Below are 15518 nucleotides of genomic sequence, written 5' to 3' on the forward strand. Positions count from 1 at the left end.
GGGGTTCCTGAAGTCAGACTTGGGTTACTGCCAAGATGGGGCCAAAACGCGAGGCCAAACGGATCGGAAACGGGTCACCCAAGATGGGCTCCCTGGCCGCACCTTGAGGCGCGAACTGCACGCCTTCTATCGCATACTCTTCACTGCAGGCTAGCTCCGTCTCGAGTCCCCCGAAGCGTTGATTGGCCAGCTCCGAGACTTCGTCCAGTACCTCGGCCCGCGCTTTTGCTGGCAATTCGAGCCCAGCCAGGCTCGGCTTGGCGCGCCAGCCGTCGAGGATCTCCGCTGGCGCCGCGCTGAAGCCCCAGCGCAGCACCGCCTGACGCGGGATCCAGCAGGTTCGCGGGTCTCCGTGCGCGATCTCATAGAGCAACTCGCCGCCGCGCCGCGGACCGTCTTTGGGCTCGAGCCCCCGGACGCGCAGTGCGCGATGGACCTCGCGCCGCAGCCAGCGCCGCGGATGATCGAGACTCCGCACCACTCGCCCCAGGACGAAGCAAGTGCCCGGGCGACTGACCCGCGCGAGCTCTGCGCGCAGGTGCCCGGGCTCGAACCAGTGTGCGCTGCGCGAGGCGAACACCAAGTCTACGGAGTTCGCTTCTGCGGGCCACGCCTGATCCGCGTCCTGCACCTCGAGCGCACTCTTCGAACTCAGCTCCGGATGACTCGCGAAGCGCTGCCGCCAGCGCTCCGCCATGCCTTGAGACGCCTCGACACCCACGTAGTGCTCAGCGCGGGCTGCGAGTGCGACACCGATTTCACCCGTACCCGCCCCCAGCTCGAGCACCCGCGTCGGTGCCTGACCCAAGAGCTTCACCAAAGCGCGCGCAATCCAATCCGGTGCAACCTCCGCCAGCCCTCGCTTGGCATCGAACGCGGACGCCTGGGAACCATAGAGGCGTTCGGAAAGGCCATCCGCCGGTGGTTGATCTTCGGCCACGGCATCTCGGTAGCTCACGTGCCTCCGCGAAGCGAGACCGAGCGAGATCTGCACACGAACTGCGGAAAGCGCACCCAATCTTCCGCTACTCCGTCGAGTGACGGATGCCTGCAGGTCCGCCGCACGAGGCGAGGCTGTGATTCGCTGAACCAATCAACACAGCGTTGACACGACACTATCAGGCTGATTTTTGGGAGAGGTCCAGCGGTCAGCGCGGAAACTGCCAGCGCCTACATCGCGCGAGCTCATGCGGCACAAGGATTGCCACAAACCCTTGCGGATGAGCGCTGAAGCATGAGCGCTGAAGCATGAGCGCTGAAGCATGAGCGCTGAAGCATGAGCGCTGAAGCATGAGCGCTGAAGCATGAGCGCTGAAGCCGCGGATATTCGTGCGGAAACGCGGACGTTCGATCGTTCGGTTGCAGATCTTTGGTTCGAGGGCGCATCGCCGTTGACGTGAGCGCGCACTCTGCGATCCTCAGAGGATCTGGGATTGGGGCACGAGCTCGCTCGTGACGGGTTGGACTATGGCTAAACTTCTTCCTGGCGTTCACGCCGCGGGTGGCTCCGCGCGTGTGCAAAGTCTGTTCTGTTGTGTGCTTGCGCTGCTCGCGCTGGCGGGTTGCTCTTCCGCGCCCGAAGAGCCTGAGTCACGCGAGCCGGTGAGTCAGAGTCAAAGCCAGGCGATCACCTCGACGCTGACCGCCATCGACGACAGCTACATCAACAGCAGCGACACGTCGAACACCGCGGGCGGCACGCCGTATGTCTTCATCGGGCAGCGCTCGGGCACGATTTACCGAACGTTCTTGAAGTTCGACCTCACGGGGATCCCTGCAGGCGCAACGGTTAGCAGCGCCACCCTCACCCTGTCGAACGTCACGCCGACGAACATGGGGATGAACAACACCACCAACCCCTCCGTTCGCGTCTACCCCGTCAGCTCGGCCTGGTCAGAGGACACCAGCAAGAGCGCGACCCCCGGAGGCGGCGGTCAGGCGCACGGCGTGCTGTGTACCGGCAGCACTGGGGTCACTTGGCTGCGCCGGGACTGCAGCTCGAACAGCTGGTCCACGGCGGGCGGTGACTTTGGTTCTCAGATCGCCGCGACTTCCGTCGCCGCCACCAATGGAGACGTCACGTTCAACGTACAGAGCTTCGTTCAGGCGGTGGCCAATGGCACTCAAACGAACAACGGGCTGATCCTGAAGGCCTTCAACGAAGCCGTGGACAACGTTCGGTTGTTCGAAGCCACTGGCAACACGAACCCCCCGGAGCTAAGCGTCGTCTACACGCGCAAGAACGGTGACGCCTGCACGGTGGACGCGCAGTGCACGAGCAACAGCTGCGTCGACGTGAACGGCCTCGATTGCGCTACCGGAGGCGGTGGCAGCTGCGTGTGCTGTAGCGCCGCCACCTGCAGTGGTGATTGTCAGAGTTGTCACCTCTCTGGCAGCGTGGGCACCTGCACCAACAGGCCGGCCAGCACCGAGTGCCGGCCGGCCGCGGGCACCTGCGATGCGGCAGAGTTCTGCACCGGTTCGTCTTCGACCTGTCCCAGCGACGTGAAGAAGAGCGCTTCGACCGAGTGCCGCTCGTCCGCAGGTGACTGCGACCCCGCAGAGTTCTGCACCGGGAGCTCGAACTCCTGTCCTTCTGATGCCAAGTACACGTCATCCCACACCTGCCGTGTGGCATCGGGCGCGTGCGATGTCGCGGAAGTGTGCAACGGCTCGAGCAACACTTGTCCTGCGGATGGTGTGGCGTCGGCCGGCACGACGTGCCGTGCGGATTCAGGCGGTGGCTGTGACGTAGCCGAGACCTGCAACGGATCGAGCAAGAGCTGCCCCAGCGATGGTTTCAAGACGGCGGGGACTTCCTGTCGCGCTGCCAGTGGCACCTGCGACAACGCGGAGACCTGCACCGGCTCGAGCGCGAACTGTCCCGCGGATACCTACAAGACCGCGGGCACCACCTGCCGCGCCGACTCCGGCGGGGGGTGCGACGTCGCCGAGACCTGCACGGGCTCGAGCCCCGCGTGTCCGACGGACGCCTTCAAGACCGCCGGCACCACTTGCCGTGCGGATTCAGGGGGAGGCTGTGACGTCGCGGAGACGTGTACCGGCTCGAGCGCGAACTGCCCTGCTGACAGCTTCAAGACCGCTGGCACCAGCTGCCGCGCCGCCGCCGGGGCGTGCGACAACGCAGAGACCTGCACCGGCTCGAGTGCGAACTGCCCTGCCGACGCCTTCAAGAGCGCTTCCACGGTGTGTCGTACGGCAGCTGGGAGCTGCGACAGCGCGGAGAACTGCACGGGCTCTAGCGCGAACTGTCCCGCGGACACGTTCCTCAGCAGTTCGACGGTTTGCCGCGCCTCGGGGGGCGCGTGTGATGTCGAGGAGACTTGCACTGGCGGCGCCGCCACTTGCCCGGCCGATAGCAAGCTCGCCAATGGCACCGTCTGCCGACCGGCGGCGGCGATCTGCGATCTCGCAGAGTCGTGCGATGGAGTCAGCAACGGCTGCCCGAGCGACGCCAAGGCCAGCGCCGGCACCGTTTGCCGCGTGGCGGCAGACGTTTGCGACGCTGCAGAGACCTGCAACGGCAGCGCCGACACCTGCCCAAGCGACGGCTTCCAGCCTGCCACCACCTCGTGCCGCAGCGCCAGCTGTGACGCCACCCCGCCGGCGACGGCCACGCTCGCCGCCACCTGCACGGGTTCCGGGGTGAGCTGTCCAGCGGTTCAGACACAGCAGTGCGCAGGCACCTGCGCCGGGACCGCCTGCGGCGACTGCACCCTCGACGGCCAGTGCCAATCGGGGGAGTACTGCAATGGCGGCGCCTGCGCCACGAAGCAGGCGAATGGCGCGGATTGCGGAGCGGGCAACGCGTGCGCCAGCGGCTTCTGCGTCGACGGCAAGTGCTGCAACAGCGCGTGCTCGGGGGGCACGAGTGACTGTCAGTCGTGTGCCGTGAGCGGCAGCGAAGGTACCTGTTCACCGATTCCGAGCGGAACCGTGTGTCGCTCCGCCGTAGGGATCTGCGATGCGGTCGAGACCTGCAACGGCACCGCCACGACGTGCCCCAGTGACGCCAAGCTTGGCAGCAGCACCGAGTGCCGCGGTTCTGCCGGAAGCTGCGACCCCGCGGAGTTCTGCAGTGGCAGCAGCGACAACTGCCCAAGCGATGCGCGTTCGCCATTGGGTACCGTGTGCCGCACCGCGGCTGGCACCTGCGACGCGGAGGAAGCGTGCGACGGCTCGAGCGTCGCTTGTCCAACCGATGTGAAGAAGCCGTCGAGCACCGTGTGTCGCATATCCGCGGGCTCCTGCGACGTCGCGGAAAATTGCTCTGGATCGTCAGACACCTGTCCGAATGACAGCTTCGTGGCTGGAGGCACCATTTGCCGCACGGCAGCGGGCGTCTGCGACGTCGCGGAGACGTGCAGCGGCACCGGGGCTGCCTGCCCGAGCGACGCGAAGCTCCCAAGCGGGACGGAGTGTCGCCCTGCAGGCGGGATTTGCGACGTGGCGGAGAGCTGCAACGGCTCGACGAACAACTGCCCAGCGGACGCGAAGCAACCGAGCAGCATGGTCTGCCGCTTGGCAGCGGGCGACTGCGACGTCGCAGAGAACTGCACGGGCGCAGCCGATGCGTGTCCGACGGACGCCAAGAAGAGCACTAGCACGGTGTGCCGCGCGAGCGCGGGAGTGTGCGACGTGGCCGAGAACTGCACCGGAGGTGACAACTGCCCGGCGGATAGCTTTGCGCCCGCCAGTCAGAGCTGTCGCTCGGCGAGCTGTACGACGGGCACTGGCACCCTCGCCGCCAACTGCACTGGGTCGTCGGCCCCTTGCCCCAGCATCCAGACGCTGACCTGCGATCCGTACATCTGTGCGGGTACCGCTTGCGGCACCTCCTGCACCACGGACACCGAGTGCACCCTCGACCACTACTGCTCGAGCGGCGTGTGCACCCCGAAGTCCCCCAACGGAGAGCCGTGTTCCGCAGCGAATCAGTGCACCTCGGGGATCTGTGCTGACGGCTTCTGCTGCAACTCATCGTGTACGGGGCAGTGCGAGGCGTGCGACGTCGCGACTCAAGAAGGCGCCTGCGTTGCGACGACCGGTGCACCTCACGGCGCCCGCACCGCGTGCGACACGGACGGCACGGTTTGCGGCGGCGCGTGCGACGGCTCGAATCGAGCTGGCTGCTTGTACCCCGGCAGCGCGACGCTGTGCCGCGCCCCGAGCTGCACTTCGAACGTCGCTACCTTGCCCGCGGGCTGCCAGGGTGATGGCACGTGTCCGAGCGAGCAGCTGCAAGATTGTTCGCCCTTTGTCTGCGGCCCCACGGCGTGCGTTGGCAACTGCACGGCGGACGTTCAGTGCCAGTCTGGTACCCAGTACTGTTCCGCAGGGATCTGCGTGGACAAGCTGGCCAATGGCTCGGCTTGCGGCGCCGCTAACCAGTGCACCAGCGGGCTGTGTGTGGACGGCGTGTGCTGCGACAGCGGCTGCTCCGGTCAGTGCGAGGCCTGCAACGTGAGCGGCAGCGAGGGCACTTGCAGCGCCGTGACCGGCGATCCGGTGGGTGGCCGTGCACCCTGTCAGAGCGACGGCAGCGCCTGTGGCGGCAGCTGCGATGGCACCGATCGTCAGGCCTGTGTGTATCCTGGCTTCGGCGTCGAGTGCCGCGCAGAAGCCTGCTCGAACGACGTCGCGACGCTCAGCGCTTCGTGTAACGGCGCGGGTTCTTGCCCTCCGGCCATTCAGCAGAGCTGCGCGCCAGGGACTTGCTCTGGCAACCGCTGCGATGGTGGCTGCCTTGTGGACAGCCACTGCAACGTGGGTGAGTTCTGCGCGGCGGGCGTCTGTCAGACTCAGAAGTCCAATGGCGCCACCTGCTCTGCGGCTGGCCAGTGCGTGAGTGGCAACTGCGTCGACGGCTACTGCTGCAACTCGGCGTGTACGGGTCAGTGCGAAGCGTGTGATGCCAGCGGGACTGAAGGCGCGTGCTCGCCGATCGCTGGCTCACCCCATGGCACCCGCCAGGCGTGTACAAGCGACGGCTCGGCGTGCGGAGGCTTCTGCGACGGGACGAATGCCGCTGCCTGTAGCTACGCCGGGAGCTCGACGGTATGCCGCGTCGCGGACTGCACAGACAACGTCGCGACGGTCGAAGCAACCTGCCAAGGCAATGGCCGCTGCCCGATCGTCGAGCAGCAAGCCTGCCCACCGCCGAACACGTGCTCGGGGGAGATCTGCGGCGGTGGCTGCACCACGAACACGGACTGCCAAACGGATCAGTACTGCTCGGGCGGTGTGTGCGTCTCGAAGCGCGCAAACGGGGCCACCTGCACCACGAGCTCGGGTTGCGCGAGCGACTCCTGTGTGGACGGCGTGTGTTGCGACACGGCGTGTAACGGCCAGTGCGAAGCGTGCGACGTGCTCGGCCAGGTCGGGACCTGTACGTTGGTCACGGGGCAGCCCCACGGCGGTCGCACCGCGTGCCTGGGCTCGGGCGCTTGCGGCGCCGTCTGTGATGGCTCGGGCACCACGTGTGCGTTCCCCGGCGGAACCACGGAGTGCGGTCTCGGTAGCTGTGCGGACGGCGTCTCCATCGACGCTCCGGTATGCAACGGCGCTGGCACCTGCTTGGCTCCGACCGCCACCGATTGCTCGCCCTACCTGTGTGCGGCGAACGGCTGCGGCACGAGCTGCACGACGAACGACGAGTGCGCGGCGGGCTTCGAGTGCCAGAGCGGCGCGTGTGTCTCCCCGCTGCCCGACGCCGGTCCAGACGCCGGCACTGGCGGCAGCGCAGGAGCGGCGGGTACAGGCGGCAGCGCAGGAGCGGCGGGTACGGGCGGCAGCGGCGGCAGCCAAACCACCGGCGGCAGCGCTGGCAGCGAGCTCCCGGACGGCGGGCTGGATGCTGGCACCGATGGAGGGATCTTCCGCCTGCCTGACGAAGACGGTGGCTGCGGGTGTCGAGTCCCTGGAGAGCGCGGTTCCTCGTCGCCCCTCCGTGGCAGCAGCGGCGCGTTGTGGTTGGGCCTTGGGCTCGCCGTGTGGGCGGCTCGCCGCCGTCGGGTGAACGGCTAGCGGGCGCATTGCTTGCCGGCGATACCCCGGCAGCAACACAAAGCAGAACGGGCGCCAGTCATGGCGCCCGTTGGCTGTTTCTCTTAGGTATGGATCCCGGCGGAAAGGCCGTTAGCTTGTAGAGGACCCCTCCCCCAAGAAAAACTCGCGATCCTCAGAAGCGCTTGCCGAGCGCCGCGCCTGCGAAGCCCGGGCCCACAGCGGGAGTGAAGCTCACTCCGGTGTCCATGGTTGCGACGGGCTTCTCGGGGCGAGTCACGTAGAAGACGGCGGTCAGCACGCCAGCGACCACGCCTACTCCGAGCGCGATGTCGGCGAACAGGTTGAGCTGCTCACCGGAGTCTTTGAGATCCTTGGCGCCCGTCGGGTCGGTGCCGTCGTTCGCCTTGTCGTAGTCGCTCTTTTTGCCGCTCGCGAGAGCCCCCAGAACACCGAAGCCAATGAAGCCGGCGACGGCGACGCCACCCGTGATGAAGACGGTCGTTGGGATCGGGCGCTCGGTCTGCACCTGGTCCGGGCCTGTCGGACCGGTGGGACCTGTCGGGCCGGTGGGTCCCGTCGGACCGGTGGGTCCCGTCGGACCCGCGACTTCAGGCTCCTTCATTTCGAACGAGTGATCGAGCGCCGCGCTGGAGGGCGCGTCGAACTCCCATACGGCGTCCTGGTAGCCGTTGACGGAAACCGTGATCTTGTGGTGGCCCGGGCGCAGGCCGAGCTTCATCTCTTGCTCTTCGAAGGTGTAGCGGTTGTAGACGGGCTCGCCGCGCACCGGAGTGCGGACGTCGACCATCGTGGCGCCTGGCTGATCCACCTTGACGGTGATCCAGGCGACCGCTGCCTTCAGCGTGTTCAGGTCACGCGTGTACTGACTACGCTCCGCCGGGTCGATCGCGTCTTTCCCGCCCTCGAGGTACTTCGTGTAGGCGTCAATGGCCTCACCATCACGCTCGAGCTTCATCGCCGCGAGGCCGAAGTTGCCGAGGATCTTCCACGAAGGGCACTCGGAGTAAGCGACCTTGAACTCGCGATAGGCGTCCTCGTAACGCGCGCCATCAGGGTCGGTGAGGAAATTCACGCCGGCGCCGAAATGATTGCGGCAGGAGTCGGTGATCTGAACTTCTTGAGCGCTGGCGCGGGGCGCCGCGAGGACGACGCCAGTAAGCAGGCAGGCAGGAACCAAGACGTGACGTAGAGCCATGGGATCTCGATGTTTTCAGACCTGTGCCTCACGCGGCAACTTCATTCTTGCGCAGTGCGACCAAGACTTTGACCATCGCCTTCAACGGCATCGCCGATATCCGCGAAATATGGCTTCTTTTCCTGATCAACAACCCAAACCAAACGAACCGGGGGTCCGTGCACTGCGCGTGGTGATTCAGCGGCCGGGCGGCTACGACCAACTGCGCCTCGAGCGAGGCGACCCTCCCAGCCCCTCGACCGACGAGCGCCTGCTCCAGAGCCTGGCGGTTGGGGTCAACTACGCCGATTGCGTGGTGCGCATGGGCCTCTACGCCTCGGCCCGCAAATACGTGGGCTGGCCGATCACCCCAGGCTTCGAGCTGGTTGGCTTCGAACCCGGCGACCCCCTACGAACGCCCCGCCTCGCCCTCACGCGCTTCAACGCTTATGCAAGTCACGCCGCCATCGACCAGCGGCTGATCTTTCCCTTGCCTCGAGGATACAGCGTTGAAGAAGCCGCGGGCTTCCCCACCACGGCGCTGACTGCCTGGTACGCGCTGCGGCGCCTGTGCGCTGTCGAATCCGGGATGCGCGTCTTGGTGCACAGCGCCGCCGGCGGTGTCGGTCTGCGCCTGTTGCAGATGTGTCGGATCCTGGGCGCCGAAGCGGTGGGACTCGTTGGAGCGCCCCACAAGGCTCACACTGTGGAAGCGTGTGATGCGCGCGTGATCGTGAAAGGGCGGCGCCCCTGGTGGCAAGCGGCGCGAGAACTCACTCCTCGCGGATACGACATCGTGCTGGATGCTACCGGCGCCGAAACACTGCGCCATAGCTACGACTTGCTCGCTCCCATGGGGCGCCTGGTGATCTACGGCTTCCACAGTATGTTGCCCAAGAGCGCTTCAGGTGCAGGCAGTGCGTTCGCTCCCACGGCGCTGCTGCGCCTGGCTCGCACCTACATTTCGACGCCGCGCTTCAACCCCCTAGCCTTGACCGGGGACAACAAGAGCGTGCTCGGCTTCAACCTGAGCTACCTCTTCGACGAAGTGCCCCTGGCTCAGCGCGGCATGCAGGAGCTCCTGGCGTGGGCCAGCCTGGGCAAGCTGCCCCCGCTGCCAACCGAAGTGTTTCCTTTCGCAGAGGTCGCCGCGGCCCACGCGCGCCTCGAGTCGGGGCAAACCACCGGGAAGTTGGTGCTGAGCCTCGAGCGCTAGGCGCCGCGGAAGCCAGACCCTTTACGTGAGCCCACCCGGGTGCCATGTCCCCCTCCCCGTGAGTTCCAAGAACCCGAACGCAAACCAGAGTTGGCAAGATCCCCCGAGCGACCTTCCGCCGCCGGTTTCACGCCGTGTGCGCCTCGCAACAGGCCTGGAGTACCACTGTCTCGAGTGGAACGCGGAGAGCGACGCCCAGCACACGGTGTTCCTGATCCATGGCTTCTTGGATCTGGGGCGTAGCTGGCAACCAGTGGTCGAGTCAGGGCTGGGCGCTGGGCTCCACTTGGTAGCTCCGGATATGCGGGGGCACGGCTTGAGCGATCGGGTCGGGCCGGGTGGCTACTACCACTTCATGGATTACCTCGCGGATCTGGCCTCGCTGGTGGAGCAGCTCGGCCGCGAAGAGGTCAGCCTCGTCGGTCACTCCATGGGCGGCAGTATCACCAGCTACTTTGCCGGCGCGTTCCCGGCCCAAATCAAACGCTTGGCGCTGCTCGAGGGCCTCGGCCCGCCGGAAGACCAAACGGCGGTGCCGGAGCGTGTGACGAATTGGGTTTCCGCGTGGAAGCGACAGGCGCACAGCGCCTTGAAGAGCTACGCGGACGTCGCCGAGGCAGCCAAGCGGCTGCAGCGCCTCGACCCACTGCTTCGAGATCGAATGGCCACTTGGCTCGTCGCCCACAGCACCCGGGAGCTCCCCGAAGGGGGGCTGTGCTTCCTCCACGACCCGCTCCATTTGACGACGGGGCCGTACCCTTATCGGCTGGAGATCGCCGAGAGCTTCTGGCGTCGCATCGCCTGCCCCACCCTGTTCGTCGATGGAGCCGAGTCCTTCTTGCGTCACGCCGAAGTCGAGGCGGATCGCCGCAAGAGCTGCTTCGCTCAGGGCCAGAGCGCCCTGTTGGAAGGTGCCGGCCACATGATGATGAGACACCGGCCGGCGGAGCTCGCGACCCTGCTGCAGGGCTTTTTGACGCAGTAGCGCCGCCGTTCCCCGAGGGTGCGTCGCCGCCTTGGCAGCGCGGCCACTCGGGGGTAGAGGATCCGCCGGACGAAGCATGCGCGATCCATTCATCGGAGCCGACCGAGAGACCGTCTCTCCCCGAGAGCCGTCGTTCAAGATGTCCATCGGCCAAATGGGCATGATCGGCTTTCTCGCGTCGGTCGCCATGATCTTTGGCGCGACGATCATCGCCTACCTGGTGACGCGCGCGAACAACGCGGTGTGGCGCACCGCGGAGATGCCGGGGCTGCCACTCGGCTTGCTCGGCACCACAGCGGTGATGTTCCTTCAAGCAGCGTGCATGAGTTGGGCGCTGCGATCGGTGCGCGCAAACAAGCTCGCCACGCTGGAGCGCGCGCTGTGGTGGTCCCTCGGGCTCGGCGTTGCGTTCATCGCTGGCCAAGCCATCAACTGGTACGAGCTGCAGAGCGCTCACCTCACGGTCAGCGCTCGCAACCTGTACGTCTTCACCTTCTACATGCTCACCGGCGTGCACGCGCTGCACATCATCGGTGGTTTGCCGCCCTTGGGCGTGGTGATCTACCGCACCCGCCAGCGGGAGTATTCGAGCTCACGTCACGAAGGCCTGAAGTTCTGCGTGCAGTACTGGCACTTCCTCGGGGTCGTCTGGTTGATCCTGCTGGGAGTGCTGTTCTTCGCGACCTGATGTCGCTCACTTGGCGCTGGTCGGCAGCGCTGCGGGCTTCTCCGCGCTCTTGGTCTCGCTGACCTGAAACTTCGTGCGAGCCAGCTCATGGCCGTCGGCGTCGGTGACGATCGCCTCCCATTCGCCACCCTGCTTGATGTTCTGGGTGCGACCCCAGGTCCGCCAGCGTCGCTGCTTTGCGGGAATGTGCAGCTCTACCAGGCCGACCTTGCGCCCCGAACTATGGATGAAGGTCACCAGAACGTCCTGTTGCTCATCCGCTGGGTTCTCGAGTTCCATGAAAGCGTAGATTGGGCCGCTGCCCGCTTCGAAGCTCGAGACCTCGACCGGCTCGCGCTTGTCGATTTCTGTCGTCACCACCAGGCGCTTGATCCTGAGGGGCACCGCGGCGGAAGACTTCACGTCCGCAGGCTTCGTGTCGCTCGCGCTCGGGTCCTTGGCGCTCGGGCCCTGCGCGCTCGCCGGCTGGGTGTCATCGCTCGGCTTCACCGAGTCTGGATTCGACTTCGCTGCCAGATCCCGCGCCGGCTCGGCAACGATGCTCGAGTCATCTTTGTTTTCCTGCGGAAGCGCGAGTGGCTTGTTCAGCCCAGGCTTCGCGGGGTTGATCTCCACGCTGACCTTCGCCGGGTCCGGCTCCGCGTGGGTGTCCCGTCCGCAGCCAGCCATCGTCGCCATCAAGGCGCACAGGCCAAGGCCCAGCACGCTCTTACGGAGCACGCTCTGAATCGGGGTCACACTCGTCATTTCAATCCACCTTTCCGCCAGACAGTCGCCCCCGCCCCACTGCGGGGTTTGAGGGCCGCTCGTCCTTGGCAAGGAAGCTAAAGGGCAAGCTTCGAACCACCCAAGTTTGTTGCAGGCGAATTGGGGACTTTTTACGGGATTTTTGGGGGTGAGGAGCGCCGCAGGGCGTCACACCTGACTTACGGAACCGTGTGTCTTGCGAAACGCGCTGTGTCCCGTGAGACGCAAACTACGACTTCTGCACTCGAGCCGCCGAATACGCCTCCGCCAGGTGCAGCAGCGCGGCGCTGATCGAGGTGCAGAGCTCGTAGCGCGGCCACTCAGCGCCTGGCTCCGATCCGCTGGGAGTGAACACCAGGTAGTCTCGGGGCTCGACGTCGAACCAGGTGCGGTGGCGTAAGCGTTTCAGTAAGCCCTCAGCGAACTGGAGTTGGTCATCGCTGGAGGCCAAGGGCGCCTCCCCCCCAACCCTTTCAGGATCCGGGGAGGTATCAAACAGCTGACCGTAGCGCTGAAAGACGCGGGTTATGCTTCCGCGTGGTAATGCGAGAGGCGCCGCGTCTGCAACCTGAAGTGCGGCGCCCGTCTCAGTTGCGATGAGCCAGGTCTGCTCCCGGACGCCGGGGGCGATCTCCCGTTCGAAGATGCAAAGGCGCGGCGCTTCAGCCACTCAGACGCCCGCGGCCTTGCTCATCAGCGTGGTCAGGCGCTTGGCCAAGGCGGCAGGATCTTCCAGCGGGCTACCCTCGGCGAGCAGAGCCTGATCGTAGAGCACCTCGATCCACTCACTGACGTCGCCAACGTTCTTGGCGTCGCTGTTCAGCGTGTCGAGGCGCTTGATCAACGGGTGCTCCGGGTTGATCTCCAAAACCCGCTTCTGAGGCGGCATGCCGAGCTTCTGGGCGCGCATCAGGCGCTCGATATGAGGCGCGAGGCCGCCGTCGGGGATCACCAAGCACACCGGAGAATCCTCGAGCCGCGTGGAGGTGCGCACCTGGCCCACGCGGTCGCTGAGCACGCGCTCGAAGCGCTCGAGCAGCCCCTTGAGGGCTTCATCCCGCGCTTCGCGGGCCTTTTCGGCCTCTTCCCCGTCGCCGTCCAGGTCGAGCTTCTCGCTCATGGCGTTGACGAGCTTGTGGCCGTCGTACTCGGTGAACTGGGTCACAACGAACGGGTCCACCGGATCCGTCATGAACAGCACCTCGTAGCCGCGCTTCTTCAGCGACTCGAGGTGAGGGCTCGTTTCCACGAGGCGACGCTCCGCGCCAGTGACGTAGTAGATATCCTTCTGACCTTCCAGCATGCGCCCGACGTAGTCCTTCAGGCTGTAGAGGTCGCTCGGCGACTTGGTGCTCTCGTAGCGCACCAGCTCCTGGAGCTTGTCGGTGTGCTCGGGCTCGAAATGCAGCCCTTCCTTCAGCACCGCGCCGAACTCGCGGAAGAACGTCACGTAGTCTTCTGGGCGCTCCTTTGCCAGGTCGTCCAGCATGCTCAGGGTCTGACTCACGACCTGCTTCTTCATGATGCGCACGGCCTTGGAGTCTTGGAGGATCTCCCGTGAGACGTTCAGCGGCAGATCTTCGCTGTCCAGCACGCCGCGCACGAAGCGCAGCCATTTCGGCAGCACTTCTTCGCAGTCGTTCATCACGAACACGCGCTTGACGTGCAGGCGAATGCCCTTCTTCGCTTCCGGATCGAAGAGATCGAACGGCGCCTTCTTCGGCACGAAGAGCAGCCCCGTGAACATCTGGGTGCCTTCCACGTGGAAATGCTTGCGCGCGAGGGGTGCCTCGAAGTCATGGCTGAGGTGCTTGTAGAACTCCGCGTATTGCTCGTCGGTGACTTCCTTCGGGTTACGCTGCCACAGCGCGCTGCCGCGGTTGATGCGCTCGAAGGTCGGCGTGGCGTCGGCATTCTCTGCGTCCTCGGGCTCTTGCTTGAGCTCGATTGCGTGACTCACGTAGTCCGAGTAGCGGGTCACCAGCTGACGAAGGCGCCAGTACTCGAGGTACTGCTTGGCGTCGCCCTTGAGCGTGAGCACGATGTCGGTGCCGCGCTCGGCGCGCTCCGTCGGCTCGATGGTGAAGCTGTCTTTGGCTTCAGAGGTCCACGCGAAGGCTTCCTCGCTGCCGGCACGGCGGCTGACCACCCGCACCTCGTCAGCGACCAGGAACGCCGAATAGAAGCCGACGCCGAACTGGCCAATCAGCTGCAGCGCGTCTTTCCCTGCGGATTGAGCCTCGGCCAGGCGCTCCATCAGCTGCCTCGAACCGGAGTGCGCGATGGTGCCGAGGTTCGTCACGAGCTCGTCGTGGGACATCCCGATGCCGTTGTCGCTGATGGTCAGCGTGCCGGCCTCGGCGTCCGGTGAGATGCGGATCCGGAGCTCCGTGTCGTCGCCCATCAGCTTGGGATCCCCGATGGCCTCGAAGCGCAGCTTGTCGAGGGCGTCGGACGCGTTGCTCACCAGCTCCCGCAGGAAGATCTCGGGGTTCGAGTACAGCGACCCCACGACGAGGCGCAAAACTTGGCTGACTTCGGCTTGGAATGAGTGAACTTCAGACATCTCGGGGCGCAGAAATGGCCACCGCTCGACGTGCTGTCAAGCATCGCCTCCCCTCATCGCGCCCTGACGTCGAAGGAACCGCCAAGGACGCCAAGGGCGCCAAGATTCGTTCAGGGAACGGGAGCTCTAGAAGCGCGCCCAGACGCCTAGCCCGCCGCTTTGGGGAGCCAGCTGGGGCACGAGAGCGACGTTCGGTTGGTCCTTTTCGTCGTGGCTCAGCACCAAGTAGGCGCCAGCGGCCAGTAGCACTGTGCCAGCGATGATGCCGGTTGCGCTGACGGTCCCCAGGGTGCGGCCGCTCTCGACGGCGTCGTAGCCCTCAGCGTCGCAGCGTTGGTTCGGGCAGTGGTCGTCCGCCGTGCTCTTCTTCGAGAGCGTCATGAAACCTGTCACGCCGCCGACGACCAACCCGAGGATCCCCACGCCACCGAGCACGTAGCCAAGGGTTGGAGAGCCAGCATCCGTGGAGAGGCTGCCGCTGGCTGACGACGACGCGTCGCCAGCGCTGATCTCGAGGTCCTTCTGTTCGCCCTCGGCAATGCTGAGCTTGAACTCGTTCGGTTCGTGCCCCGGCGCCTCCACCTTCACCACGACGTCCCCCGGATCCACAGGCAACGGCGCTCCGAAGCTCGCTTGGGTGAGTTCGACGCCGTCACGCGTGACCTTGGATCCCTCGGGAAGCGCCTCCCCCACCTTGATCGTCAGCTTCGGCAGCCGCGGTTCGAGCGCCGCGGCACGCTGAGCCGCCAGGGCGCGGCGTTCGTCCGTTGCCGGCAGGCGCTGAGCGACCTCTTGAAAGTGGGTCCACGCCGTGGCGACGCGGCCGAGCTTCTCCTCGCAGTCGGCGATGTTGAGCAGCGTGCCGACGGCGGGGTCGAGGCGGTTGCTCTCACGGAACTTCTCGCATGCCGTGCGGAAATCACCCGCGTCAGCAGCAGCGCGGCCCTGTTGAAAAAGCGCCTCTGCGGCGGCGGGATCGTTCTGCGCGGAGGCCGTTGAGGCGGCGCCCAGCGTGGCCAAGAGCCCGAGCAACATCCAGAGCTTGCGCTTCATCACTGGGAGCGTACCGAAGAACCGCGCAGCTTGCGAGGG

9 protein-coding genes and 1 pseudogene are annotated in these 15518 nt (G+C 65.9%); 4 read left to right on the forward strand and 6 right to left on the reverse strand.

The genetic code is table 11. From position 1 onward, the window contains the following. Positions 1-13: 13 nt before the first annotated feature. Entirely contained in the window at positions 14-940 is a 927-nt protein-coding gene (locus H6718_15810; GenBank protein MCB9586865.1) for a methyltransferase domain-containing protein, read from the reverse strand. 527 nt (positions 941-1467) lie between these two features. On the opposite strand from H6718_15810, the gene H6718_15815 reads away from it, so the two are divergent. Beyond that, positions 1468-7047, forward strand: a complete 5580-nt coding sequence (locus tag H6718_15815) for a DNRLRE domain-containing protein (GenBank protein MCB9586866.1) — start codon at positions 1468-1470, stop codon at positions 7045-7047. Between the two features lie 514 nt (positions 7048-7561). Here the strand turns inward: H6718_15815 and H6718_15820 are convergent. Next, positions 7562-7630, reverse strand: a pseudogene (locus H6718_15820) (exosporium leader peptide). Between the two features lie 724 nt (positions 7631-8354). Between H6718_15820 and H6718_15825 the strand changes: the two are divergent. From H6718_15825 to H6718_15835, 3 genes are all read left to right on the forward strand, one after another. Continuing rightward, positions 8355-9440 (forward strand): zinc-binding dehydrogenase, encoded by a 1086-nt coding sequence (locus tag H6718_15825; GenBank protein MCB9586867.1) that lies wholly within the window; start codon positions 8355-8357, stop codon positions 9438-9440. Positions 9441-9498: 58 nt separating this feature from the next. Further along, positions 9499-10425: an alpha/beta hydrolase gene (locus H6718_15830; GenBank protein MCB9586868.1), complete on the forward strand. Its 927-nt coding sequence runs from the start codon at positions 9499-9501 to the stop codon at positions 10423-10425. 76 nt (positions 10426-10501) lie between these two features. Further along, positions 10502-11113, forward strand: coding sequence for a heme-copper oxidase subunit III (locus H6718_15835; GenBank protein MCB9586869.1), 612 nt, complete (start codon positions 10502-10504; stop codon positions 11111-11113). Between the two features lie 6 nt (positions 11114-11119). On the opposite strand, the gene H6718_15840 is transcribed toward H6718_15835, so the two are convergent. The 4 genes from H6718_15840 to H6718_15855 form a co-directional block, all read right to left on the reverse strand. Then, entirely contained in the window at positions 11120-11860 is a 741-nt protein-coding gene (locus H6718_15840; protein ID MCB9586870.1) for a DUF2914 domain-containing protein, read from the reverse strand. Positions 11861-12089: 229 nt separating this feature from the next. After that, positions 12090-12530, reverse strand: coding sequence for a hypothetical protein (locus H6718_15845; GenBank protein MCB9586871.1), 441 nt, complete (start codon positions 12528-12530; stop codon positions 12090-12092). After that, positions 12531-14426: a molecular chaperone HtpG gene (gene htpG / locus H6718_15850; GenBank protein MCB9586872.1), complete on the reverse strand. Its 1896-nt coding sequence runs from the start codon at positions 14424-14426 to the stop codon at positions 12531-12533. A gap of 126 nt (positions 14427-14552) precedes the next feature. Then, positions 14553-15479, reverse strand: a complete 927-nt coding sequence (locus H6718_15855; protein MCB9586873.1) for a hypothetical protein — start codon at positions 15477-15479, stop codon at positions 14553-14555. Positions 15480-15518: the final 39 nt, after the last annotated feature.

The sequence above is a fragment of the Polyangiaceae bacterium genome, from assembly GCA_020633205.1.
Classification (GTDB): Bacteria; Myxococcota_A; Polyangia; order Polyangiales; family Polyangiaceae; genus JAHBVY01.

Bases quoted from the DNA above. Each gene is read 5' to 3' on its own strand.
- H6718_15815 (MCB9586866.1), top strand. From the start codon at position 1,468: ATGGCTAAACTTCTTCCTGGCGTTCACGCCGCGGGTGGCTCCGCGCGT.
- H6718_15825 (MCB9586867.1), top strand. From the start codon at position 8,355: ATGGCTTCTTTTCCTGATCAACAACCCAAACCAAACGAACCGGGGGTC.
- H6718_15835 (MCB9586869.1), top strand. From the start codon at position 10,502: ATGCGCGATCCATTCATCGGAGCCGACCGAGAGACCGTCTCTCCCCGA.
- H6718_15840 (MCB9586870.1), bottom strand. From the start codon at position 11,860: ATGACGAGTGTGACCCCGATTCAGAGCGTGCTCCGTAAGAGCGTGCTG.
- htpG (MCB9586872.1), bottom strand. From the start codon at position 14,426: ATGTCTGAAGTTCACTCATTCCAAGCCGAAGTCAGCCAAGTTTTGCGC.
- H6718_15855 (MCB9586873.1), bottom strand. From the start codon at position 15,479: ATGAAGCGCAAGCTCTGGATGTTGCTCGGGCTCTTGGCCACGCTGGGC.